Below are 21,257 nucleotides of genomic sequence, written 5' to 3'. Positions count from 1 at the left end.
GGAAATTCCGGAACGCTTTTAATATTGTTGAAAGTATTTAGGAGAGTTTCTCTACCTGCATGAAGTTCAGTTCTACCGGCGTAGCACGGCCGAAGATCTTCACAGTCACTTTCAGTTTCTTTTTGTCTTCGATTACTTCTTCGATCACACCGTTGAAGTCGTTGAAAGGTCCGTCGATGATTTTGATGGTTTCTCCCACGATGAATGGTTCGCTCATGGTGAGGCCCTGATCGCTCAGTTCATCTACTTTACCCAGCATTTTATTCACTTCTGCTTTACGGAGTGCGATCGGTTTTTCTTTTCCGAGGAAGTGGATAACACCTGATACGTTGCGGATGGCTTGTATCACTTCATCGGTCATTTTACCGTCTATCGCTTCGATCATCACATAGCCCGGGTAGAAGTTCTTTTCGCGCATCACTTTTTTACCAGCCTGCACTTTATACACTTTTTCTACCGGCAGGAAAACCTGTGTGATCACGTTGCCCCAATCGGAGCGGCGTACTTCGATATCCAGGTATTCCTTTACTTTCTTTTCCTTGCCACTAACAACGCGGAGTACATACCACTTTGTTTCCTGAGCAGGAATATTGGCTGCATCCATTATTTAGCTGCTTTGAATATTTGATAATAGTGAGTTAACACAAAATTGGAGGCGGCATCCATACCCCATACCAGTGCTGTTACGAAGATAGTAGCAATCAGTACAACCATGGTAGAGGATTGGAGTTCTTGCCAGGTAGGCCAGGACACCTTGTAAACCAATTCATGATAAGACTCGCGGAAATAGTTTCTGATCTTATTCATTCTATAAAGTTAACTTTTTATGGTCAATTGGTTAAAGCCTAAAATGGTTGAATTGTTCTATTATTTAAAAATAACAACAATTCAACCATTTATTTACTTTTAAAAACCTTGCACGGGCACTAGGATTCGAACCCAGATCAAAGGTTTTGGAGACCCGTATGCTACCGTTGCACCATGCCCGTGTATAGAGCCATTAGCGGTCCAGCATTTCGGCTACCAGCAAATATAGCTGATTTGAGATTGCCGACGCTAATGGCTCTTTGATATTTTTATTACGTTGCTTATTTCAGGATTTCAGTTACCTGACCAGCACCTACTGTACGGCCACCTTCACGGATAGCGAATTTCAGACCTTTGTCCATCGCGATAGGCTGGATCAGTTTTACGGTCAGAGAAACGTTATCACCAGGCATTACCATTTCAACACCTGCAGGCAGTTCAACTTCACCAGTTACGTCAGTTGTACGGAAGTAGAACTGAGGACGGTATTTGTTGAAGAACGGAGTGTGACGGCCACCTTCTTCTTTGCTCAGTACGTAAACTTCGCATTTGAATTCAGTGTGCGGAGTGATAGAACCCGGTTGGCAGATAACCATGCCACGACGGATCTGAGTTTTTTCAATACCACGCAGCAGCAGACCAGCGTTATCACCAGCTTCACCTTCGTCGAGCAGTTTTTTGAACATTTCAACACCGGTACAAGTTGATTTCAGTGATTCAGCTTGCAGACCTACGATCTCAACGTTCTCACCAACTTTGATACGACCGCGTTCGATACGACCGGTAGCAACAGTACCACGACCGGTGATAGAGAATACGTCTTCTACAGACATCAGGAACGGCTGATCAACTGGACGGGGAGGCAGAGGAATGTAAGAGTCAACTGCATCCATCAGTTTATCGATCGCTTCAACCCATTTAGCATCGCCAGCGAGTGCGCCGGTTGCAGAACCCTGAATAACAGGAACGTTATCACCGTCGAAACCGTTAGAGGTCAGCAGGTCGCGGATCTCGATTTCAACCAGTTCCAGCAGCTCAGGATCGTCTACCAGGTCAACTTTGTTCATGAATACTACGATACGAGGTACACCTACCTGGCGAGCCAGCAGGATGTGCTCTCTTGTTTGTGGCATAGGACCATCAGTAGCGGCAACCACGAGGATAGCACCGTCCATCTGGGCAGCACCAGTGATCATGTTTTTCACATAGTCAGCGTGGCCTGGACAGTCTACGTGTGCGTAGTGACGGTTAGCTGTCTGATACTCTACGTGTGCTGTATTGATAGTAATACCTCTTTCTTTTTCTTCAGGAGCAGCATCGATCTCATCATAACCTTTCTTCTCTGCCAGACCCTTGTTTGCCAAAATGTTGGTAATGGCAGCAGTCAAGGTAGTTTTACCGTGGTCCACGTGACCGATGGTACCGATGTTTACGTGGGGTTTATCCCGCTTAAAGGTTTCTTTTGCCATTGTATTTTCTTTTTAGATGGTTTGTAAAGATTGTATTGATAGTTGTTTTTAAAACACGTTTTACAAACTTGTACCGTTGATGAGAATTGAACTCACGCCCTTCCCTTAAGGGGATGCTCTTCCGCTGAGCTACAACGCTAAGTTTAATTTCGGAGTGGGAATTTAATAAATTCGAATCCCGAAATTCGAATTTTATGGAGCTGTTGATGCGATATAACGACTCACTACAACTATTCTTCTAAAATTCAATTGAGCTGTTGAAGAGAATTGAACTCTCGACCTCTTCCTTACCAAGGAAGTGCTCTACCCCTGAGCTACAACAGCTTGAAAAATTGCATTAAAATCATGCGAGCGGGAGACGAGGTTCGAACCCGCGACCTACAGCTTGGAAGGCTGTCGCTCTACCAACTGAGCTACTCCCGCATGTAATTCATCCGAACGGAAATAACGAAGGTCGCTCCGCTCAAAGAATCATGGAATAAATTAAAGAACCTGATTGGCTGTTGTCTCAAAGGGTCAGGGTGATTGGTTGTAACAACTTAAAACTCACCTTCCGTTCACAACTATGTTCCGCCTCTGCGAAGGGCAAAGGCGGAACACGCCGTTGGTGGGCAGGATAGGATTCGAACCTATGAAGTCGTAGACAGCGGATTTACAGTCCGCCCCATTTGGCCGCTCTGGAACCTGCCCGAAATAGTTTGATTTTGAAATTCTGAATCTTCGTACGTACGTGAAATTACCGGGTAAGAAAATCCGAAATTTAATCGATGAGCCAGCAGAGGGATTCGAACCCCCGACCCACTGATTACAAATCAGTAGCTCTGGCCAACTGAGCTATGCTGGCATCTTTCTTTCAAAAAACATTCTTTTAAAGTGTAACTCGTTAAAAGAGAGCGCAAAATTAAGAATCTTTTTCAATTCTCAAAATCTTTTTTTCAGTTTCTTACAAATATTGAAAATTTATTTGTTTTCCGCTAAAACGCCCTGCCATAAAGAACTTTGCTACCTTTACCGACCCCTTTTCGAATCGGGATGGCAAAGGTAGCAAAGAGATTAATATTTCCAAAATTATTTTAGAAAATTATTGAAATTTCTTCTCCTTTTGTTTTTTCACCTGGTTAACGAGAGAATCAAAAGCGAGATCAAAGGATTCTTCGAAGGATTTGGACTCATGCTTCACAAAGAGATCCTGGCGGGGAACGCGTACTCTTATTTCCGCAATTTTATCTTTAACCTGATGCGCTAAATTATCCAACTTTAAAAACACATCCACACTGACTATGCGATCGTAAAACGTGTTGAGCTTCTGCACTTTTTTATTCACATGATCGATCAATTTTGAATCAGCATCAAAATGCACAGTTTGAATTTGTACGTTCATAGCACTAATTTTTTAAATATTTAACAATCTAGGTTCTATTAAGTTGACCGTGGTCATAGGCATTCTCTTGGTGTGAAAGAACTTCATTTCTAATTTAGTCATTTTTGCGATACCGTGATATTCGCGAACGTAATATTTTGTTAAAATGAAAAATAATCGCAGCTATGCTTTCGGGTGCGCCTGTTGATATACCTTTTTCAATTGTTCAATCGTATTGTGCGTATACACCTGCGTGGCCGCCAGCGAAGAGTGGCCCAGCAACTCCTTCACCGCGTTCAGGTCCGCACCATTATTAGTAAGGTGCGTGGCAAATGTATGCCGCAGTATATGCGGGCTTTTCTTCTTCAGGGTCGTGATCTCGTGCATCGTCAGATATTTCCTTACAGTCAGATATACATACTTGGGATATAAACGCTTGCCGCTGAGCGGATGCACCAGCAATACCCCTTCTTCAAAAGTCTCCAGTTGCTGACGCTTCAATTCCATATACCGGCTGATCTGCTCACTCAGCGCAGGACTGATAGGAATCAGGCGTTCCTTCCCCCCTTTCCCCAACACCTTAATAGTGAGCGCACTCCTGTCTACCCGGAACTCCAAAAGAGAGATCAGCTCTGATAAGCGGATACCGGTTTGATAGAAGATCTCGAAGATGAGCCGGTGGGTAATCCCTTCAAAGTCGTTTTCGAAGATGGATACACTGGTGACAGACACGGGACTACGGTTGTCCTGCAGGGCGCGCATCCCTTTTTCTTCAATGAACCCGGGAAGGCGGCGACTTACCTTGGGGGCCACCACTTTCGCCATGGGCGACGTTTTGATAAGACCCTGCAAGAGACAGAATTTAAAGAAAGACTTGAGAGAGGATATTTTGCGGTTGACGCTCTTGGCTGTGATAGCGTTCTCCATGAGCTTTGCCAGCCAGCTACGCACCATGACATGCGAAAGGTCGGCTATGAGCGTAGTGCTATAGCTTTCAGTAATAAAATCAAAAAATTGGAATAAGTCGTTACGATATGCAGTGCTGGTATGACTGGAGTATCGCTTTTCGAGCTGGATGTAGGAGATGAAGCGCTCGGCTAAGGAGTATAGTTCTTCGTTCAACGCAAAAAGATTGATGATTGTAAAGTTATAAAATAACCCTACAATCATCAAATATTTTGAGTTGTAATATGCTTACAGAATGAAGGAATTAACCTTCGAGCTTGCCACTAGCCAACTGTTGTTTGTAAACGGCTTTCAGTACTTCGTTACGACGTTTAACAGAAGGTTTAGTGAAAGACTGGCGCGATCTCAGCTGCAGCAAAATGCGAGCTTTCTCGAATTTCTTTTTATACTTCTTAAGCGCCTTGTCTATGTTTTCGCAATCTTTAGAATCAATTATCAACATAATTTTTGCCTCTTATTTTTAGGAACGCAAAGATAAAACAAGATTTAATAAAAACCAAACCTGATTGAAAATTACTCCGCCTCGCCTCCCTCCTCTCCATAAAATATTGCCCAGAGCAGCAGATCGGGGCTGAAATTGCGGAACCGGTGCCTTGTATTAGCTGGCACAAAGAGAAAATCCCCTACCCCTACGTTCACCACTTTTTCACCTTCCAGTTCAAACTCGCCACTTCCTCTGACCACAATATAAATCTCATCCTGTATATGCGGTTCCTGGCCATCTATTTCATCAGGTCCGAAAATAATTCCCCGCATTGATCCGTGTTCAAACAATACAGCAAAGTCGTCTTCGCTTTTCTGCAGTTGCCTTAAAGACTCTGCAAGAGAAACATGAAACCTCATCCGATTGGTGATTTACGTGTTCAGATAAAATACTGTCAGAATGTAAAGTAATTTATGATTTTTAGCTATAATAGCCAACCGCCGCGCTAAAAAAATGCTGTGCGGCAATTGCCTGCGCAGGTATTGCAGCGGGTTTGGGGCATAGGGGTGATGCCAATAGCCCCCGCGAATGCGCAGGGGCTATTGTTTATTTAATCTTTGATTTTTTTCTTCAGTAGGCTGACCTGGTCTTGCAGATGACTGACCATATCTGCGAGGTGGTTGACGCTCATGCGGCTTTGGGGGCCGGCTTTGCTGATCACGGCATCGGACTGCCACAGTTCCAGCACATCTTCCATCTCCACCGCGTAGGGTTCGAACTGCGGATTGTCGGACACCAAGGTGATACGGGCTTTGGAGCGGTTGCTCTTGAGCACTCTTTTGAACACGATCCCTTCGCGGGAGGTAACTACGATATAGGTTTCGTTGTTCTTGATCTCTTCCCAGCCATCTACTTTATGGCAAACGATGACGGAGCCTGATGTTACGGGCAACATAGAGTCGCCGGCGATTTCAAAGGCGCGGTAGTCGCCAGCGCCGAGCATGGGCAGCGTGAAGGTGTTCAGTTCTTCGATGAACTCTTCATCATTGTAGCCGGCGAGGTAACCTGCTGCAGCCTTCACGGGTACAAACTGAACGGCCTGCCTGCTGTTACCCAGTTTCTGCTGGCGGCGTTTTTCCAGGAAGCTGTCTTTCTGGGAGCCGAGATCGCGGCGAAGCAAGTCGTCGATGGATACGCGGAACATGTCGCTGACCTGTTCCAGTATGTCGGTTCGTGGTTCTGCGCGCTCCTCTTCATATGCTCCCAGCAGGGAACGTTTGATACCTAATTTGTCGGCAAACTCTTGCTGCGTCCAGCCTTTTTGCTTACGCAAGTACTTGAGATTCTGGCATACTACGGACATAACCTAAACATTTTAGTACATTGCTAACAAAATTAGCAAATATTTTTCGCATTTTCCAAATTATATCTATAATCTTCACTTATTTTTGCCCGGTAAAAATCCAACTCAACACTATGTTATATTTACACTCCCTCTTAAGATGGGCTATAGTACTGGCTGGCATCTGGGCTGTGCTGCGGGCGCTGAAAGGTGTTTCCGGCAAAACGCCCTTTACCGGAGCCGACAACAAGGCAGGGCTTTTTTTCATGATATTTTTTGACTTGCAGTTCCTGGTAGGGCTGATCCTTTTCTTTACCAGCCCGCTGGTGAAAAGTGGTTTGGCAGATATGGGAGCTGCGATGAAAAACACGCCGCTGCGTTTCTTTATCGTAGAGCACGAAACCATGGCCCTGATCGCATTTGCGCTGGTGCACATTGGTAAATCAAAAGTGAAGAAAGCGGCTACCGATGCGCAGAAACACAAGCTGGCATTGATCTTTTACGGCATTGCACTGATCCTGGTGCTGGCGCTGGTTCCATGGCCTTTCCGTGAAGCCCTGGGCCGCGGCTGGTTTTAAGTAAATAAAAAAATAAACAAATCCTCACATAACAAAATGAATGGCGGCCTTGTCAGAGCCGCCATTTCTTTTTTATTGATTGACCACTTAATTATTCAGCCTTTGTCTTGGTTGTATAATCTGAAAGAATAGATATACGGTAGAGCCGACAGTACGATGGCTGCTACGAATATAACAAAAACCCCTGTAACCAGCGGCAGAAAGAATCCTGCGATGATGATCACGATACCGGCGCTGAGCCAGAGTGTGCCGGCCATGCGGTGTGTTTCTCTCCATATATCCGTGCTTTGCAGGGTCCAGGGCGTTCTTACGCCTACATAATTATTGGGCCGCAATTTTTTCAGATAGGCGCCAATGGCGGCAATCAGCAGGCCGATGCCGCAAAAGGCCCAACGTTCCATTGCAAAAGGTTTTCCCTGGCTCACCATAAATATGATCACACAGGTAAAAACCGCCTGGTAAGCATGAATGATAAACCGGATCCGGTAATATTCCTTTCGCATCACGTCCACATCCGATACGCCCTGCCCGTCGGTACGCGGCACATACCGGAAAAGCGCGTAAATAAGGGCATTGGTGATGAACAGGAAGATCATCAGGAGCAGAAAATCATTTTTCTCTCCCACCCTTTCGGGTACGCCTTGCACATTGAAATTAGTGGGAATAACGTCCGGGAGATAATTCCAGATGACGCCTAAATAAACCATCGGGACCAGTACCAGGGCCAGGATAAGCAATTCTTTTCGATAATCCGTTTTTGTCATAGGAACATGATTTAAAGATGAACGTGCACGATCCCTTTTTCTTCATTTCCATCCTCTTAACTACTACAGATTCCTTGCCTATATGTTGTAATAAAGTTACGAAAATTGAAAATGGGGATAAAAAAACAAGAATTATTTTGCTAAAAATATTAGTAAAACTAAAAAAGTTAGTACTTTAGCAGGTACAATTGCATTAAGGTGATTCCGGCTGGCAGGCCCCGCAGATCGCTATCCAGATTACCCTCACGCCCGGCCTGCCATCCGCGTATCGCTTCATGAAGGGGCCATTTAAAGCATCATGAAGGGCCATTTGAATCATTGATGCCATTTAAATACCGAATATGATCACGTTACAACAGCGTGCTATCGCGCATTTCGACCTGGATTGTTTTTTTGTATCAGTAGAGTGCCAGCAGGACAACAGCCTGCTCGGCAAGCCGCTGCTGATAGGCGGCAGCAGCGACCGCGCCGTAGTGGCGGCCTGCAGTTATGAAGCCCGGCGCTTTGGCATTCACTCTGCCATGCCCATGAAAACAGCGCTGCGCCTGTGTCCGCAGGCAATCGTGAGAAGCGGCGATATGGAACGCTACAGCGAGAAATCAAAAGAAGTAACGCAGATCATTGCAGACAAAGCCCCCTTGTACGAAAAATCATCCATCGACGAATTTTACCTGGACCTCACCGGCATGGACAAATTTTTCGGTTCGCTGAAATGGACAAGCGAATTGCGAAAGCGTATCATGAAAGAATCAGGGCTGCCAATCTCTTTCGGACTGGCAGCCAACAAAATGATCTCGAAAGTGGCCACCGACGAGGCCAAGCCCAATGGTCAGCTGGAAGTGCCTTTCGGCGAAGAGAAAATATTTCTTGCGCCAATGCCTGTGGAAAAAATACCCATGGTAGGCCGCGAAACCGCCGCCCAGCTGCGGCGGCGCGGCGTGGAAACTGTGAAAACACTCAGCGAAGTGCCCGTCAACCTGCTCGAAGCGTGGATGGGAAAAAACGGTATCTCCCTCTGGAAAAAAGCTAATGGCATCGATGAATCCCCCGTGGTGCCTTATTTTGAGCAGAAGTCCATCTCCACTGAAAGTACCTTTCCCGCGGATACGATCGATATGGCATTTCTTCATGCAGAGCTGGTACGCATGACAGAAAAGATCGCGTTTGAATTGCGGCAGCAAAACAAACTGACGGGCTGCATTACCGTGAAGATCCGTTACTCGGATTTTGAAACGGTTACCAAACAAATGGCCATCCCATACAGCTGCGCTGATCACGTCTTGCTGGAGAAAGTGAAAGAACTTTTCCGGAAACTGTACGACCGCCGCCTGTTGGTACGCTTGATAGGCGTGCGTTTCAGCCACCTGGTACATGGCAATTACCAGATCAGCCTTTTTGACGACAGCCAGGAAATGATTGCCTTGTATCAAGCGATCGATCATATCAAAAACCGCTTTGGATGGGAATATCTTATGAAAGGCACCAACGTACTGCCACCCGAAAAAAGAAAGCAGCCGCCCGTTAAGAAAGATATCATGCGCTACTTTAAAGCATAATCATGTTCCTGAACTGCAAAACATTTTTCAGCCTGCGCTACGGCACGATGCACGTGGAAACACTGGTGAAACAAGCGTTTGACCTGGGCATCCGTACACTGGCACTCACTAACATCAACATGACCTCCGACGCATGGACCTTTGTGGCCGAATGCCGCAAACATGATATCAAACCCATACTGGGCGTGGAGTTCAGGAATGAGCATGCTTTCAAATACCTCTTGCTGGCACGCAACGAGGAAGGCTGGTACCATATCAATCATTTTCTTTCCGAACACCTGCGCACGGAAAAACCCTTTCCTGACCAGGCGCCGGCATTGCCGCACACCTTCGCTGTCTATGCCTGGGGAACCCGCGATGCTGCTGCATTAGCGCCGCATGAGCTGCTAGGCATAAAGCCGCGGGACATCAATAAACTCTTCCGTGCAGACACCATTGCTCTCCGCGAAAAACTGGTGATCATGCACCCGGTCACCTTTCAGGACCAACAACATTATGAGCTGCACCAGCTGCTGCGCGCAGTGGATCAAAACATTCTCATCTCCCAGCTGGAAGCGCACACCATCGCGCATGCGGACGAAATGTTCCAGCATCCGGCGAAGCTGGTGGAGCATTTTGAACGGTATCCGGATATTGTGCAAAACACGTTAATGGTGATGGAAGCCTGCGGGATCGCAACGGATCTCCATCTCTCCCGCAATAAAAAAACATTCACCGCCAGCGTGGCAGAAGACCGGGAACTACTGCGCAGGCTTGCCTTTGAAGGCATGGCCTATCGCTACAGCCTGCAGGATGCGCAAGCACGTGAGCGTATTGAAAAAGAACTGGAGATCATCGCGCAGCAAAACTTTGAAGCCTATTTCCTGATCACCTGGGATATTATCCGTTATGCACAGCAACGCGGTTTCTTTTACGTAGGGCGCGGCAGCGGCGCCAATTCTATTGTAGCCTATTGTCTTCAGATCACAGATGTGGACCCCATACAACTGGATCTGTACTTTGAGCGCTTCCTCAATCCCTACCGCAGCTCTCCCCCGGATTTTGATATTGATTTTTCGTGGCGCGACCGTGACGAGATCATTAAATATGTATTTGAAAAATACGGTCACGACTATACGGCCTTGTTAGGAACGGTCACCACGTTCCAGACCAATGCCATCATACGTGAGCTGGGCAAGGCTTACGGGCTGCCTAAAAAAGAGATCGACAAGATATTGGAAAATGGTTTTGATATCCGGCTGGATGGCGATCATATACAGCGAAAGATACAGCAGTTCTGTAAGCTGATGGATGATCCGGGGGTGAAGGCGTTTCCCAATCACCTCAGTATCCATGCTGGCGGTATCCTGATCAGCGAGGCGCCGATACATCATTATTGCACTACCTATTTGCCGCCGAAAGGCTTTAGCACCGCGCAACTGGATATGTTCCAGGCCGAAGCAGTGGGATTATTCAAGTTCGATATTCTCAGTCAGCGCGGCCTGGGGCATATCCGGGATGCGATCGATATTATCCGTGAGAACAAAGGTGTGGAGATAGATATCCACAATGTGAAAGCATTTATGGTGGATGAGCGTGTGAAGAAAAATCTCAGTACGGTCAATACCATCGGGTGTTTTTATATAGAGTCGCCGGCGATGCGGCAACTATTGCTGAAGCTGCGTTGCGACAACTATCTTTCACTGGTGGCGGCGAGTTCTATTATACGCCCGGGGGTGGCGCAATCCGGGATGATGAAGCAATACATCGAGCGTTTTCATCACCCGGAAAAAGTGAAGTACCTGCACCCGGTGATAGAAGAATTGCTACATGAAACTTTTGGTGTAATGGTGTACCAGGAAGATGTGATCAAGGTAGCGCACAAGTTTGCCAATATGGAGCTTGGCGATGCCGATACGCTGAGAAGGGCCATGGCGGGCAAATACAGAGGACTGAAAGATATGGAAGATATACAGCGGCGCTTCTTTGACAACTGCCGGGCGATGGGGCATCCGGAAGAAGTGACGATAGAAGTATGGCGGCAGATCGCCAGTTTTGCGAACTTCTCTTTTTCAAAGGCACATTCCGCCAGCTTTGCCGTAGAGAGTTACCAGAGCCTGTACCTGAAAACGTATTTCCCTGCGGAATTTATGGTGGCGGTGATCAATAATTTCGGTGGCTTTTATAACCGGGAGCTGTATTTCAGGCAGCTGAAACAGACCGGTGTTGCGCTGCATCCGCCCTGTATCAACCACAGTGACTATCCTACCAATATCAAGGGCCAGGATGTATATGTGGGACTTATACACATCGAAGGGTTGGAAGAAGCGCTGGCAAAGCGCATCCTGGTGGAAAGGAAAGATTATGGCCCGTTCCGGGATCTGGAAGATTTTACGGAACGTATCGGACCGGGGCCGGAGCAGATGGAGCTGTTGATACGTGCCGGTTGCTTTCACTTTACCGGCTATACGAAAAAGCAATTGCTGTGGAAAAGCAGCCTGCTCGTGCGTTCCAGGGAAGCGGCGAGCGCGCACAATATGCAGCTTTTTCAACAGGAAGGCGTTTCCTGCGAGCTGCCTGAGCTGGCTTATCATCCACATGAAGACGCCTTTGACGAGATCGACCTGCTGGGCTTTCCGCTGGCTTCTCCCTTCCAGGTTTTACAGCATGATCAAAAATCGTATATACCTGCCCGTGAGTTCGTCCGTTATGTGGGTCAAACCATTACTACGCTGGGGTATTATGTAACGGGCAAATTCATGCGTACGTCCAAAGGAGAGCCCATGTGTTTCGGGACCTTCCTGGATGCGGAAGATGCGTTCATCGACACAGTGCATTTCCCGGACAGCCTGCGACGCTATCCGCTGCAAAAAGATGGTTTCTATATCCTGACGGGCAAGGTGGTAATGGATTATGGCGTGATCACGCTGGAAATCAGCCATATGAAGAAGATCGGTTACTTTGAGGACAAAAATTTCTGACGATTTCCAAATAACGACAAAATGTTGTATTTTTGTGCCAAATGTCGGAGTTTATGAAACAAGCCAAAGGATATCAAGTACAGGAAAATGCCCTGTTGATCGTGGAGGACCCGCACGCAGTCTATGGCCGCGGCAGTGCCTACTTTGATTACATCCAGCTTTCACGCAGCGGCATCATCAAACGGGCGCTATTGAACCTGAGCCGGCAGCTCTCCTTTTCGCTGGCAGAGCTGGCGCAGGTGATACATCTCTCCGAGAGAACATTACAACGTTACGCAGATGATGCAAAATTGTCTATCGATACATCTGAAAGAGCTATACTGCTTTCCCGGCTCTACCAGCGCGGTACAGAGGTTTTCGGTGACCTCGAGAATTTCAAGGAATGGATGAGAACTCCATTACCAGCCTTCAACTATCAACTCCCTATTTCGCTTTTAGACACTACATTTGGTTTCCAGCTGATCCAGGATGAGCTGGGGCGTATTGAACACGGTCTATTCGCATAGCATTTATCAAAGCAACAACCGGCATGGAAGTTTACAGGATCAGTAAGTGCGCTTACATCAATGACCTGAGTGGCACGGGTGCGCGGCTGTATGGCGGTCGCTGGAACAGTCCGGGTCATTCTATTGTTTATACTGCGGGCAGCAGAGCCCTATCGGCGCTGGAGGTGCTCGTTCACATCCCTCTCAAAAATATCATACAGGATTTCTGTATTGCTACTATTCACATCCCTGATGAAATAGCTATTAAAACCCTTACCAAAAAAGATCTGCCCACCGGCTGGCAATCGCTCGCGCCTTTTCCCGAGCTACAGGCCATTGGCGACGAATGGATTGATACGGCGAAGTATGCTGTATTAAAAATCCCGTCTGTGGTAATTGCTGATGAGTTCAACTTTCTCATCAATCCGCAACACCCGGAGGCCGTACATATCACGATCAAAGATGCCCAGCCTTTCCTGTTTGATCAACGTTTGAGCAGGAAATCCTGATAAAAGTAAGGGCCTGCCGCAATTGCGGCAGGCCCTTACTTTTATCGCATAAAATCTATTCCAGTCCAAATAATCCTTTGTTCAGCAGTTGCAGTACTTTCTCCTTGAACTGGCCATTTACCAGGATGGAGACGTTATGCCTGCTACCGCCGTAGGAGATCATGCGCAGCGGCACATCTTCCAGGGAGGAGAATAATTTAGTAATGATAGATGGCGTGGCAGCCACTTCATTACCAACGATAGAAACGATGGTTTGATGATGATCCAATTCCACGGAGCCGAAAGGTTGCAGTTCCTTGATGATCTGATCGAGATGCTGTGCATGATCGATCGTGAGGGAAACAGCTACTTCGGAGGTGGTGATCATATCGATCGGTGTGCGGTATTTTTCGAACACTTCGAATATCTTGCGCAGGAAGCCGTAAGCCAGCAACATGCGGCTGGACTTGATTTTTATGGCGATGATACCATCTTTTGCCGCGATGGCTTTCACACCGTTGCCATTGGGCAGCTCAGTGATGATGGTGCCTTTGGCTTCGGGCTGCATGGTGTTCAGCAGTTTCACCGGAATGTTGAAATGCTGTGCAGGCCAGATAGAGGCCGGGTGCAGTATCTTGGCGCCGAAGTAGGCCAGCTCCGCTGCCTCATCGAAGGAGAGCTGTTCTATCGGGAAGGTTTTCTTTACTACGCGCGGATCGTTGTTGTGCATACCGTCGATATCTGTCCAGATCTGTACTTCACTGGCCTGGATAGCAGCGCCGATGAGAGAAGCGGAATAGTCGCTGCCACCACGTTTCAGGTTATCCACTTCGCCTCTTGCGTTGCGGCAGATATAACCTTGTGTGATGAAGATGGTTTGATCTTTTTGCTGATTGAGCAGGTTACCCAGTTTGATCTTGATCTTCGGAATTTCCGGTTCTTCATATTCATCGATACTCATGAAATCCAGCGCTGGCAGCAGTACTGCGGGGATGCCGGCATCTTCGAGGTATACGCAGAACAGGCGGGTAGACAGCAATTCGCCTTGTGCAAGGATATCCTTGTTCAGTGCTTCGTTGAAAGATATCTTCAGGATGATATTCAGAAATTCAAAGTGCTCATCTACGATAGCTTTGGCGTTGGCGCGACCTGCGTCGCTCTTCACCAGCTCCTCACAGAAAGTACGGTAGTGCTTTTCCAGCTTGTCGATCTGCTGCTTGGCCTGTTCCTTCTTGCCTTCCGACAATGACTGACTAATTTCCACGAGGGCGTTGGTGGTGCCTGACAGGGCAGACAGTACGACGATCTTACGATCTTTATCTGCGGTGATCAGTTGAGCTACCGAATGCATACGCTCTGGCTTTCCCACGGAGGTTCCGCCAAATTTTAACACTTTCATCTGAGTTTATTGTTTTTGCTTCGCTATGAATGATTGAGATTTAAAAATTCAATTTGAGTTTGGCCGCTACTTCCCGGAGGTCTTTTACTACGGGTTCGAGCACGGGTATACCGTTTTCCAGGCGGTGGTGTTGCATTTCCCTTTCCGGATCGCCGGGGATCAGTACTTGCTTTCCGGCTACAGGCGTGGCTTCGCGGAATCGGCCGATCCATTTGTCCATGTGTGATTTAAATTCATCTGCCGGGCGGAAGGCATCTACGCGCATGGCGCCGAAGAAGTGGCCTAGTCCCTCTCCTACGGGATCGGGAGCCAGTGGCAGGAAGCTCACAAACGGCGGCGCCCATGGTCCGTAATTGGCGCCGGAAAGGACAGCCGAAAATATATCAACAATTGCTCCCAAACAATACCCTTTATGACTTCCGTGGTCGCGGTCGCCGCCCAGTGGCAGCAAAGCGCCGCCATCTTTGAGTTCATGCGGGTTGGTGCTGGGATGGCCGTCTTTGTCCTGAATCCAGCCATAGGGCGCTTCTTCATTTTTGCGTTGAAGAATTTCCAGTTTGCCGTTGGCGGCGGTGGTGGTGGCAAAGTCGGCCACAAAAGGTGGCTGCTCTTTCGCCGGGATGGCCACTGCGATGGGATTGGTGCCGAGCATGCGTTCTTTCGCGAAAGTGGGCGCTACGAGCGGACTGGCATTGGTCATCGCCATGCCGATCATATCCTGGTCCAGCGCTTTCATGGCATGATATCCTGCGATACCGAAGTGATTTGAGTTTTTCACGCTCACCCATCCGCTGCCTACTGCAGCGGCCTTTTGCATGGCTACTTCCATGGCGAAGGGCGCTACAACGAGGCCGAGGCCGGCGTCGCCGTCCACTACAGCAGTGCTGGGCGTTTCGTGTATGATACGTATGTTGGGTCGAGGATTGATCCTTTTAGCTTCCCAGAGGCGCAAGTAGCCGGAGAGCCGTGCTACACCGTGAGAGTCGATACCGCGGAGATCTGCGGCCACCAGCACATCTGCGGCCAGCGCAGCATGTTCGAGCGAGCAGCCCATATGTACAAATACTTCCCTGGTAAACTCTCTCAGGTGATGGTATGAATAGATATTTTCCATGAGATGACGATAATATAAAGCGATACGATATTATGCCTGCGCGGTAGGCCCTCCGAAGTTCATAGGCAGGGAAACCGGCTCCTGATCCTGGATCGGGCCATGTACGGATTCGTATTTCTTGATATTATCGACCATCGCCTTCATGAAGCGTTTGGCATGCTGTGGAGTGAGGATAATGCGGGATTTGACTTTCGCTTTAGGTACGCCCGGCATTACATTTATGAAGTCTACAACAAATTCTGCGTTGGAATGTGTGATGATAGCGAGATTGGCATATTGACCTTCGGCCATTTCTTCACTCAACTCAATATTGAGTTGATGCTGTTCTTCCTGCTGATTTTCCATGATATTAGATTTAGCGGTACAAAAATAAAAAAAGAGGACTCAAAAGCCCTCTTTTTTTATCTCATGCAAAATTCTAATTTATCATTGATCCCACCATACTCTGCTGAAGAGGGTGAGCTTGGAATTTACGTTAGCCAGGTTATAGCTGATTTCCTGTTGCGGGTAAAGGAACCGGCGTGGTATCTGTGTTCCGGCTGACGGCGTGAGTGCGGGCACGCCTGTTCTGCGCCAATCGGTGAATACTTCAGGGCTGAGGTACATGGCCAGGTATTTCTGGAACATGATCTGCTGAAGCGCCTGCGCTTGGGTAGTAGCCGTAAAAGGATTGGCTGCGAGGTAAGTATTGGCAGTTGCGGTGTCTAAACCAAATTTCTTGAAGGAGGCCGTTACGGCGGCGGCATAGGCGGCTCCGGCAGCCGGCAGGTTATTCAGTCGCGCATAGGCTTCTGCCTGTATGAATATTTGCTCCATATTTGTCACCAGTGGTACAGGAGAAGCGGCACTACCATAGAACGCGCCAATGGTGCTGTTAGCTGTGTCGATCAGGACAGGAAGTCGAGGATCATTCATACTAACCATCGTATTGTACCAGTAGCTTTGTGTATAAGAGAGATAGCCACCACGGTTTTGTTCAAACTGGAAGTAAGGCGCATTAGAGGTCGCAGCGGTACCAAATATTACCTGAAAATCTTCGTCATTGCTAGTAAATCCGCCTGCAGCGATAGCATCCAGAGCTTTCTGCGGAGCTGTGTTATCAAATTTCGAAACATGTATGTAAAGGCGTGCTTGTAAGACGTTTGCCAGTTTTATCCATCTGTTTATTTTACCGCCATACACTACGTCATCCGCGCCTGGTTCGGCTGTACCAGCTGTAGCACCTTTACTACTGAGATTTTTTATGGCATCAGCCAACAATGCATGTGCTGCTGTATAGATATCCTGTTGCTTGTCGTACTTTGGCTGTAGTCCACTCAAACCATTGAAAGCGTCACTATAAGGTACATCACCCCAATAGTCAGTTGTGGTTACAATGGTGTATGCCATGAGAATCTTGGCGATAGAGGCATATGGGTTATAACCATTTGTACCGGCGGGTGATGTTTTGATCATGATCTGCAGGTTCTTCATGATAGCACCATAATCGAGCGACCAAACGTTATCAAAATCCTGCGTAGAGAAAACGTATTGCTGATAAGAAGCAAATTGCCTGTCTGCACCGGTAATTTGTTGTGCAAACAAACTTCCCCAACGTGAAAAGTCACTACCGAAAGCATAGCCCATGGCTACTTCCACACTTGGCAGCAATGCAGATGAAGAAACGGACACCGGGTTATTGGGATCCTTGTTAATATCAGGATCCACAAAAGCTTTCTTACAGGAACTGCCGGCAAAGAACATCGCCGCTGATAAAACCCCTGTTACGATATATCTGAATTTCATAAAATCAACATTTAAAATTTAATAAACTACCTGGTCGGATCAAAGAGATAATTTCAGTTGAACGGCATAGCTTTTTGTACCGGGCGACATGAAATAATCGAGGCCCTGCGCATTACCAGCACCGGTGAGGCTTCCATCAGGATCTACACCAGTGTATTTAGTATGGAGCCAGAGGTTCCTGGCAACAAATCCTAATTCCAGCCCTTTGATCACTTTTGTACCGCCGAGCAGTCTTGGATTGAACTTGTAACTGAGGTTTACTTCACGGAGCCTTACGAAACCGGAGTTTTCCATGAATGGTTCGCCAACAGGCCCGAAGCCACCACCATTACCAGTATACCATGCCTGGCCCAATACAGCTTTCACATCATTGGTCTTACCGGAAGTAACGAGGTTGCCGTTATCGTCGAGGTGACCAGCTACTCCCTGGAATACAGTGGTAGTACCTCTGTTTTCAGTTTCTTTAGCACGTCCGTAAGTAACGAGTGCCCCACGGGTACCGTTCCACATCATGCCACCGTGTTTGATATCCAGCAGGGCATAGAGGCTGAAACCCTTGTAGGTAAAGGTATTTGCGATACCTGCGAGCCAGTCGGGGTTTGGATCGCCGAGAGAAACACTTTTGGATAGATCGGGTATCGGGAAACCGTATGCGCCAGCCCCCTGGTCAGCGCGATCTTCGATCACGAGGTTGCCCTTGGAATCGCGCAGGTATTTGTTACCGAAGATGGCGCCAAAAGGTTGGCCTTTCATCGCACTGGCAACTGCACCGGTATAACCGCCCAATCCTATCTGATCTACTCCAGGATAGAGATCACCAACAAGGCTGCGGTTGCGTGACCAGTTGATATTGATATCCCAGCGGAAGTCGCGGGTTTTTATTGGCGTACCATTTAACTGTACTTCCACACCATTGTTGGTAATATTACCTGCGTTCAGCACCACAGCGCCATAACCGGTAGATGCAGTAGTGGGTACTGCCAGGATTTCATCGATGGCTTTTTTGCGGTAGTAAGTAACGTCAGCGCCTAAACGATCTCCGAAGAAACGCAGTTCGATACCGGTTTCAAATTGTTTGATCCTTTCAGGTTTCAGGTTCGGATTGTTCAAACGGGAGCCGGCAGCGCTGCTGGTACCGTTTGCCATAAAGCCGCCCACGTTACCGTTGGCAGTCTGGAACGGGAAGGTGATACCGTTAGTGAAACCATCTATAAAGAAAGAAGATACGAAGTTAGGATACAGGTAGTAGATGGGCGCATCATTACCTACTTCTGCATATGATACGCGCAGTTTACCGAAAGTCAGTGCCTTACTGCTTTTCAGGCCATTCAGCTCTGTGAATACCCAGCCCAGATCCACGGCAGGATAGAAGAAAATATTATTTCCGGGAGGCAGTGTAGAGCTTTTATCCTGACGTCCGCTGGCATGCAGGAACAGTTGGTCTTTATATGCTACACGCAAGTCGCCTATATTGGAAGCTCTTCTGCGTTTGAACACACCCTCTGTAGCCTGGATATTTACAGCATTGGAAAGATTATCGAAGTTCTGGAAGGTCAGGTTGCTACCAACCGGGTTGATATGTTCATTGTAATAGCTGTAAAGGTTGTTGTCATACATCAAGGCAAAATCCCAGTCGCGGAACTGTTTCTTGAATGTAACGAAGAGGTCGGAGTTGATGATCCTGTTCAGGTATTGATCTTCATACAGCTGACCGGCAGGCAGGTTGGCGGAATAGATCGGGTAAGGTTGTTTTCGTCTGTCTGAGTAAACGTCGCCACCGATACGGTAAGAGAGGTTCAACCAGCTGAGCGGATCGTAGCTGATAGTACCAGATCCCATTACACGGTTTACATCATCTTTAAACTGTTCTTTATTGATTACCCAGTAAGGATTATCAAATACAGGCGTGTGCGATCCATCACCATTCACCCCAGTAAATGCACGCTGAGAGCCGGCGCCATCAGGCAGAATGTAGGCTTTTGGATCGGAAGGATCAGTTGCGCCATTTTTATTATCAAAGGTGATAGGGGTACGGTACAGACCCAGGCCAATACCGGAAAGGCCGCCACCTTGCGGGATACGGGTACCTCCGGAATTGATATACGCAATTGTAGCGTTGGAGTTCAATTTATCCGTGAGTTTGGAATCCGCGCTCAATCTGAAAGTGGTTTTGCGGAATTCACTGTGTGGTACCACACCATTGTTCTGTTGGTTGGAGAAAGACACACGGTAAGAACCTTTGTCAGTGCCGCCAAAGAAAGATACAGAGTTATCGTACGTCATACCCGTTACAAAGAAATCCTTGATATCGTATATGCGTACAGGTGCGCCAGTACCATGTGGATCTTTATGGCCAACAATTGTTGTACTGCCTGGTAGTGAAGGATCAGTCACATCATTCTTATAAGTGAGTGCACCAAGATAGCTCCAGAGATAGTTACCCGGATTAAGCGGATCGTTGGGATCAGAAGTATTGTTATAATAAGTGAGGTCTTTTACATTAGGTCCCCAAGACCTTGAAGTGCCAATATCCGGCCCTCTGTATTTGCCACCGGTACCTTGTGCATAAGTGTCCTGAAATTCAGGCAGCTTGTTCACCTTGCTCCAGGTTACTGCGGAGTTCACGATCACATTGATCTTACCGCCGGTGTTAGCGCCTTTTTTAGTGGTGATAACGATCGCACCGTTGGAGGCGCCGATACCGTACAATGCAGTGGCAGCAGGGCCTTTCAGGACAGACATGGTAGCGATATCGTCCGGGTTCAGGTCAATAGCGCGGTTAGAGTTCTGCACACCTTGCAGGTTGCTTTCTGTAGAGTTTACACTGTTATCGATAGGAATACCGTCGATCACGAACAGTGGCTGGTTGGAGCCGGTGATGGACTGATTACCACGGATCACGATGTTGGCAGAAGAACCAGGCAAACCTGTGGAGTTAGTCACCTGCACGCCGGAAACCTTACCAGACAAGGCAGAAACAACGTTATCCTTGTTATTCATCAACTGGTCGCCTTTCACTTCCTGTACAGAATAACCGAGAGATTTCTTCTCTCTTTTAATACCTAAAGCCGTTACCACCACTTCTTCCAGGCTCTTCTGGTCCGACTGCAATACTACATTGAACGTACCACCGGCTGTTGCTGTCACTTCTTTGTTATTGAAGCCTACGCTTCTGATTACAAGTACAGCCTCCTCGCCGTCAATGTTCAATTTGAAATTACCACTGGCATCGGCAGTAGTGCCTTTCGTAGTGCCTTTGATTTGAATGGTGGCATAAGGAACTGGAGCACCATCTGCTCCGGTTATCTTGCCCGCAACGGAGCGTTGCTGGGCATAAGTCATGTTCAATGCGGTGAAGAACACAACGAAAAAGAATAGCATCTTTTTCATAGATGATTCAGATTTTGGTTGAAAAGAAAAAACTAAATAATTCCGATAAACAGCAAATTATATATGATCAGGTTGTAACTGTTTGACTAAAACTAATCTCATAATCCCCAAAAACCATAGTGACCGCCTGCAAAACAGACAATCGAGCACAATAACAAATAAGTTAAAAGGTCTGAATAAATGGAAACTTGTGAAAATACAGATCGAGTGCGAGTTGTGTGCTCTGATCCTCTTCCATTGATTGAGCCCCGGGTAGAACGGGTTGAAAAAGATTAAGTCGTCTCTTTCATAAACAATTTTCGATTTAGATTTTGGTTGAACATCCACAATTTAGAAAAAAAATCAACTCCACCATCAAAAACACTTAACA

Annotated in this window: 19 protein-coding genes and 5 tRNA genes; 5 read left to right on the top strand and 19 right to left on the bottom strand. The window is 47.3% G+C overall.

Annotated features, from left to right (window positions below; genetic code table 11):
- Positions 1–37: 37 nt before the first annotated feature.
- The 13 genes from nusG to FPG75_RS15615 all read right to left on the bottom strand — a co-directional run bounded on the left by nusG (position 38) and on the right by FPG75_RS15615 (position 6,389).
- Positions 38–604, bottom strand: coding sequence for a transcription termination/antitermination protein NusG (nusG, locus tag FPG75_RS15675; protein WP_143307798.1), 567 nt, complete (start codon positions 602–604; stop codon positions 38–40).
- A complete protein-coding gene (gene secE / locus FPG75_RS15670) occupies positions 604–807 on the bottom strand; it encodes a preprotein translocase subunit SecE (protein ID WP_143307797.1) in 204 nt (67 codons plus the stop codon). The genes nusG and secE overlap by 1 nt, the downstream gene beginning before the upstream one ends.
- Before the next feature lie 111 nt (positions 808–918).
- Positions 919–989: transfer RNA gene (locus FPG75_RS15665), tRNA-Trp, on the bottom strand.
- Positions 990–1,088: 99 nt separating this feature from the next.
- Complete coding sequence (tuf, locus tag FPG75_RS15660) at positions 1,089–2,276, bottom strand: elongation factor Tu (RefSeq protein WP_143307796.1); 1,188 nt, start codon at positions 2,274–2,276, stop codon at positions 1,089–1,091.
- Between the two features lie 252 nt (positions 2,277–2,528).
- Positions 2,529–2,600 (bottom strand) — tRNA-Thr (locus FPG75_RS15655).
- A 26-nt stretch (positions 2,601–2,626) separates the two neighbouring features.
- Positions 2,627–2,699, bottom strand: a tRNA-Gly gene (locus FPG75_RS15650).
- Between the two features lie 182 nt (positions 2,700–2,881).
- Positions 2,882–2,966, bottom strand: a tRNA-Tyr gene (locus FPG75_RS15645).
- Positions 2,967–3,046: 80 nt separating this feature from the next.
- A tRNA-Thr gene (locus FPG75_RS15640) sits at positions 3,047–3,120 on the bottom strand.
- 237 nt (positions 3,121–3,357) lie between these two features.
- A complete protein-coding gene (hpf, locus tag FPG75_RS15635; RefSeq protein ID WP_143307795.1) occupies positions 3,358–3,657 on the bottom strand; it encodes a ribosome hibernation-promoting factor, HPF/YfiA family in 300 nt (99 codons plus the stop codon).
- A gap of 162 nt (positions 3,658–3,819) precedes the next feature.
- The gene (locus tag FPG75_RS15630; protein WP_236652806.1) at positions 3,820–4,758 is read right to left on the bottom strand and encodes a tyrosine-type recombinase/integrase; all 939 of its coding nucleotides are present in this window, start codon (positions 4,756–4,758) and stop codon (positions 3,820–3,822) included.
- An 88-nt stretch (positions 4,759–4,846) separates the two neighbouring features.
- Complete coding sequence (gene rpsU, locus FPG75_RS15625) at positions 4,847–5,044, bottom strand: 30S ribosomal protein S21 (RefSeq protein WP_143307793.1); 198 nt, start codon at positions 5,042–5,044, stop codon at positions 4,847–4,849.
- Between the two features lie 71 nt (positions 5,045–5,115).
- On the bottom strand, positions 5,116–5,358 hold the full coding sequence (locus FPG75_RS15620) for a cupin domain-containing protein (protein ID WP_236652805.1): 243 nt from the start codon (positions 5,356–5,358) through the stop codon (positions 5,116–5,118).
- 278 nt (positions 5,359–5,636) lie between these two features.
- Positions 5,637–6,389 (bottom strand): XRE family transcriptional regulator, encoded by a 753-nt coding sequence (locus tag FPG75_RS15615; protein WP_143307791.1) that lies wholly within the window; start codon positions 6,387–6,389, stop codon positions 5,637–5,639.
- Between the two features lie 113 nt (positions 6,390–6,502).
- Between FPG75_RS15615 and FPG75_RS15610 the strand changes: the two genes are divergently transcribed.
- Complete coding sequence (locus FPG75_RS15610) at positions 6,503–6,946, top strand: hypothetical protein (protein WP_143307790.1); 444 nt, start codon at positions 6,503–6,505, stop codon at positions 6,944–6,946.
- A gap of 95 nt (positions 6,947–7,041) precedes the next feature.
- On the opposite strand, the gene FPG75_RS15605 is transcribed toward FPG75_RS15610, so the two are convergent.
- Positions 7,042–7,710 (bottom strand): SdpI family protein, encoded by a 669-nt coding sequence (locus tag FPG75_RS15605; RefSeq protein WP_143307789.1) that lies wholly within the window; start codon positions 7,708–7,710, stop codon positions 7,042–7,044.
- A gap of 341 nt (positions 7,711–8,051) precedes the next feature.
- Between FPG75_RS15605 and dinB the strand changes: the two genes are divergently transcribed.
- From dinB to FPG75_RS15585, 4 genes are read left to right on the top strand one after another with little or no spacing between them, the layout of a single operon-like run.
- Positions 8,052–9,266, top strand: a complete 1,215-nt coding sequence (gene dinB, locus FPG75_RS15600; protein WP_143307788.1) for a DNA polymerase IV — start codon at positions 8,052–8,054, stop codon at positions 9,264–9,266.
- 2 nt (positions 9,267–9,268) lie between these two features.
- The gene (locus FPG75_RS15595) at positions 9,269–12,226 is read left to right on the top strand and encodes a DNA polymerase III subunit alpha (RefSeq protein WP_143307787.1); all 2,958 of its coding nucleotides are present in this window, start codon (positions 9,269–9,271) and stop codon (positions 12,224–12,226) included.
- Between the two features lie 53 nt (positions 12,227–12,279).
- Entirely contained in the window at positions 12,280–12,732 is a 453-nt protein-coding gene (gene parS / locus FPG75_RS15590) for a type II RES/Xre toxin-antitoxin system antitoxin (RefSeq protein ID WP_161596821.1), read from the top strand.
- A gap of 23 nt (positions 12,733–12,755) precedes the next feature.
- Positions 12,756–13,220 carry an RES family NAD+ phosphorylase gene (locus FPG75_RS15585; RefSeq protein ID WP_143307785.1) on the top strand — a complete coding sequence of 155 codons (465 nt, stop codon included), beginning with the start codon at positions 12,756–12,758 and terminating at the stop codon, positions 13,218–13,220.
- 55 nt (positions 13,221–13,275) lie between these two features.
- Here the strand turns inward: FPG75_RS15585 and FPG75_RS15580 are convergent, their stop codons facing one another.
- The 5 genes from FPG75_RS15580 to FPG75_RS15560 form a co-directional block, all read right to left on the bottom strand.
- Positions 13,276–14,598 (bottom strand): aspartate kinase, encoded by a 1,323-nt coding sequence (locus FPG75_RS15580; RefSeq protein ID WP_143307784.1) that lies wholly within the window; start codon positions 14,596–14,598, stop codon positions 13,276–13,278.
- A 40-nt stretch (positions 14,599–14,638) separates the two neighbouring features.
- Entirely contained in the window at positions 14,639–15,712 is a 1,074-nt protein-coding gene (locus tag FPG75_RS15575) for an Ldh family oxidoreductase (RefSeq protein ID WP_143307783.1), read from the bottom strand.
- A gap of 30 nt (positions 15,713–15,742) precedes the next feature.
- On the bottom strand, positions 15,743–16,057 hold the full coding sequence (locus tag FPG75_RS15570; protein WP_143307782.1) for a DUF3467 domain-containing protein: 315 nt from the start codon (positions 16,055–16,057) through the stop codon (positions 15,743–15,745).
- 81 nt (positions 16,058–16,138) lie between these two features.
- Complete coding sequence (locus tag FPG75_RS15565; RefSeq protein WP_143307781.1) at positions 16,139–17,497, bottom strand: SusD/RagB family nutrient-binding outer membrane lipoprotein; 1,359 nt, start codon at positions 17,495–17,497, stop codon at positions 16,139–16,141.
- A 39-nt stretch (positions 17,498–17,536) separates the two neighbouring features.
- Positions 17,537–20,887 (bottom strand): SusC/RagA family TonB-linked outer membrane protein, encoded by a 3,351-nt coding sequence (locus FPG75_RS15560; RefSeq protein WP_143307780.1) that lies wholly within the window; start codon positions 20,885–20,887, stop codon positions 17,537–17,539.
- Between the last annotated feature and the right edge of the window lie 370 nt (positions 20,888–21,257).

The organism is Chitinophaga vietnamensis, assembly GCF_902167635.1.
GTDB lineage: Bacteria > Bacteroidota > Bacteroidia > Chitinophagales > Chitinophagaceae > Chitinophaga > Chitinophaga vietnamensis.
The sequence above is the reverse complement of the archived record's forward strand: the minus strand, read 5'-3'. Positions and strand labels throughout refer to the sequence as shown.

Bases quoted from the DNA above. Each gene is read 5' to 3' on its own strand.
- FPG75_RS15610 (WP_143307790.1), top strand. From the start codon at position 6,503: ATGTTATATTTACACTCCCTCTTAAGATGGGCTATAGTACTGGCTGGC.
- FPG75_RS15620 (WP_236652805.1), bottom strand. From the start codon at position 5,358: ATGCGGGGAATTATTTTCGGACCTGATGAAATAGATGGCCAGGAACCG.
- FPG75_RS15615 (WP_143307791.1), bottom strand. From the start codon at position 6,389: ATGTCCGTAGTATGCCAGAATCTCAAGTACTTGCGTAAGCAAAAAGGC.
- dinB (WP_143307788.1), top strand. From the start codon at position 8,052: ATGATCACGTTACAACAGCGTGCTATCGCGCATTTCGACCTGGATTGT.
- tuf (WP_143307796.1), bottom strand. From the start codon at position 2,276: ATGGCAAAAGAAACCTTTAAGCGGGATAAACCCCACGTAAACATCGGT.
- FPG75_RS15605 (WP_143307789.1), bottom strand. From the start codon at position 7,710: ATGACAAAAACGGATTATCGAAAAGAATTGCTTATCCTGGCCCTGGTA.
- parS (WP_161596821.1), top strand. From the start codon at position 12,280: ATGAAACAAGCCAAAGGATATCAAGTACAGGAAAATGCCCTGTTGATC.
- FPG75_RS15585 (WP_143307785.1), top strand. From the start codon at position 12,756: ATGGAAGTTTACAGGATCAGTAAGTGCGCTTACATCAATGACCTGAGT.
- hpf (WP_143307795.1), bottom strand. From the start codon at position 3,657: ATGAACGTACAAATTCAAACTGTGCATTTTGATGCTGATTCAAAATTG.
- rpsU (WP_143307793.1), bottom strand. From the start codon at position 5,044: ATGTTGATAATTGATTCTAAAGATTGCGAAAACATAGACAAGGCGCTT.
- FPG75_RS15595 (WP_143307787.1), top strand. From the start codon at position 9,269: ATGTTCCTGAACTGCAAAACATTTTTCAGCCTGCGCTACGGCACGATG.
- FPG75_RS15560 (WP_143307780.1), bottom strand. From the start codon at position 20,887: ATGAAAAAGATGCTATTCTTTTTCGTTGTGTTCTTCACCGCATTGAAC.
- nusG (WP_143307798.1), bottom strand. From the start codon at position 604: ATGGATGCAGCCAATATTCCTGCTCAGGAAACAAAGTGGTATGTACTC.
- FPG75_RS15580 (WP_143307784.1), bottom strand. From the start codon at position 14,598: ATGAAAGTGTTAAAATTTGGCGGAACCTCCGTGGGAAAGCCAGAGCGT.
- FPG75_RS15565 (WP_143307781.1), bottom strand. From the start codon at position 17,497: ATGAAATTCAGATATATCGTAACAGGGGTTTTATCAGCGGCGATGTTC.
- FPG75_RS15570 (WP_143307782.1), bottom strand. From the start codon at position 16,057: ATGGAAAATCAGCAGGAAGAACAGCATCAACTCAATATTGAGTTGAGT.
- secE (WP_143307797.1), bottom strand. From the start codon at position 807: ATGAATAAGATCAGAAACTATTTCCGCGAGTCTTATCATGAATTGGTT.
- FPG75_RS15575 (WP_143307783.1), bottom strand. From the start codon at position 15,712: ATGGAAAATATCTATTCATACCATCACCTGAGAGAGTTTACCAGGGAA.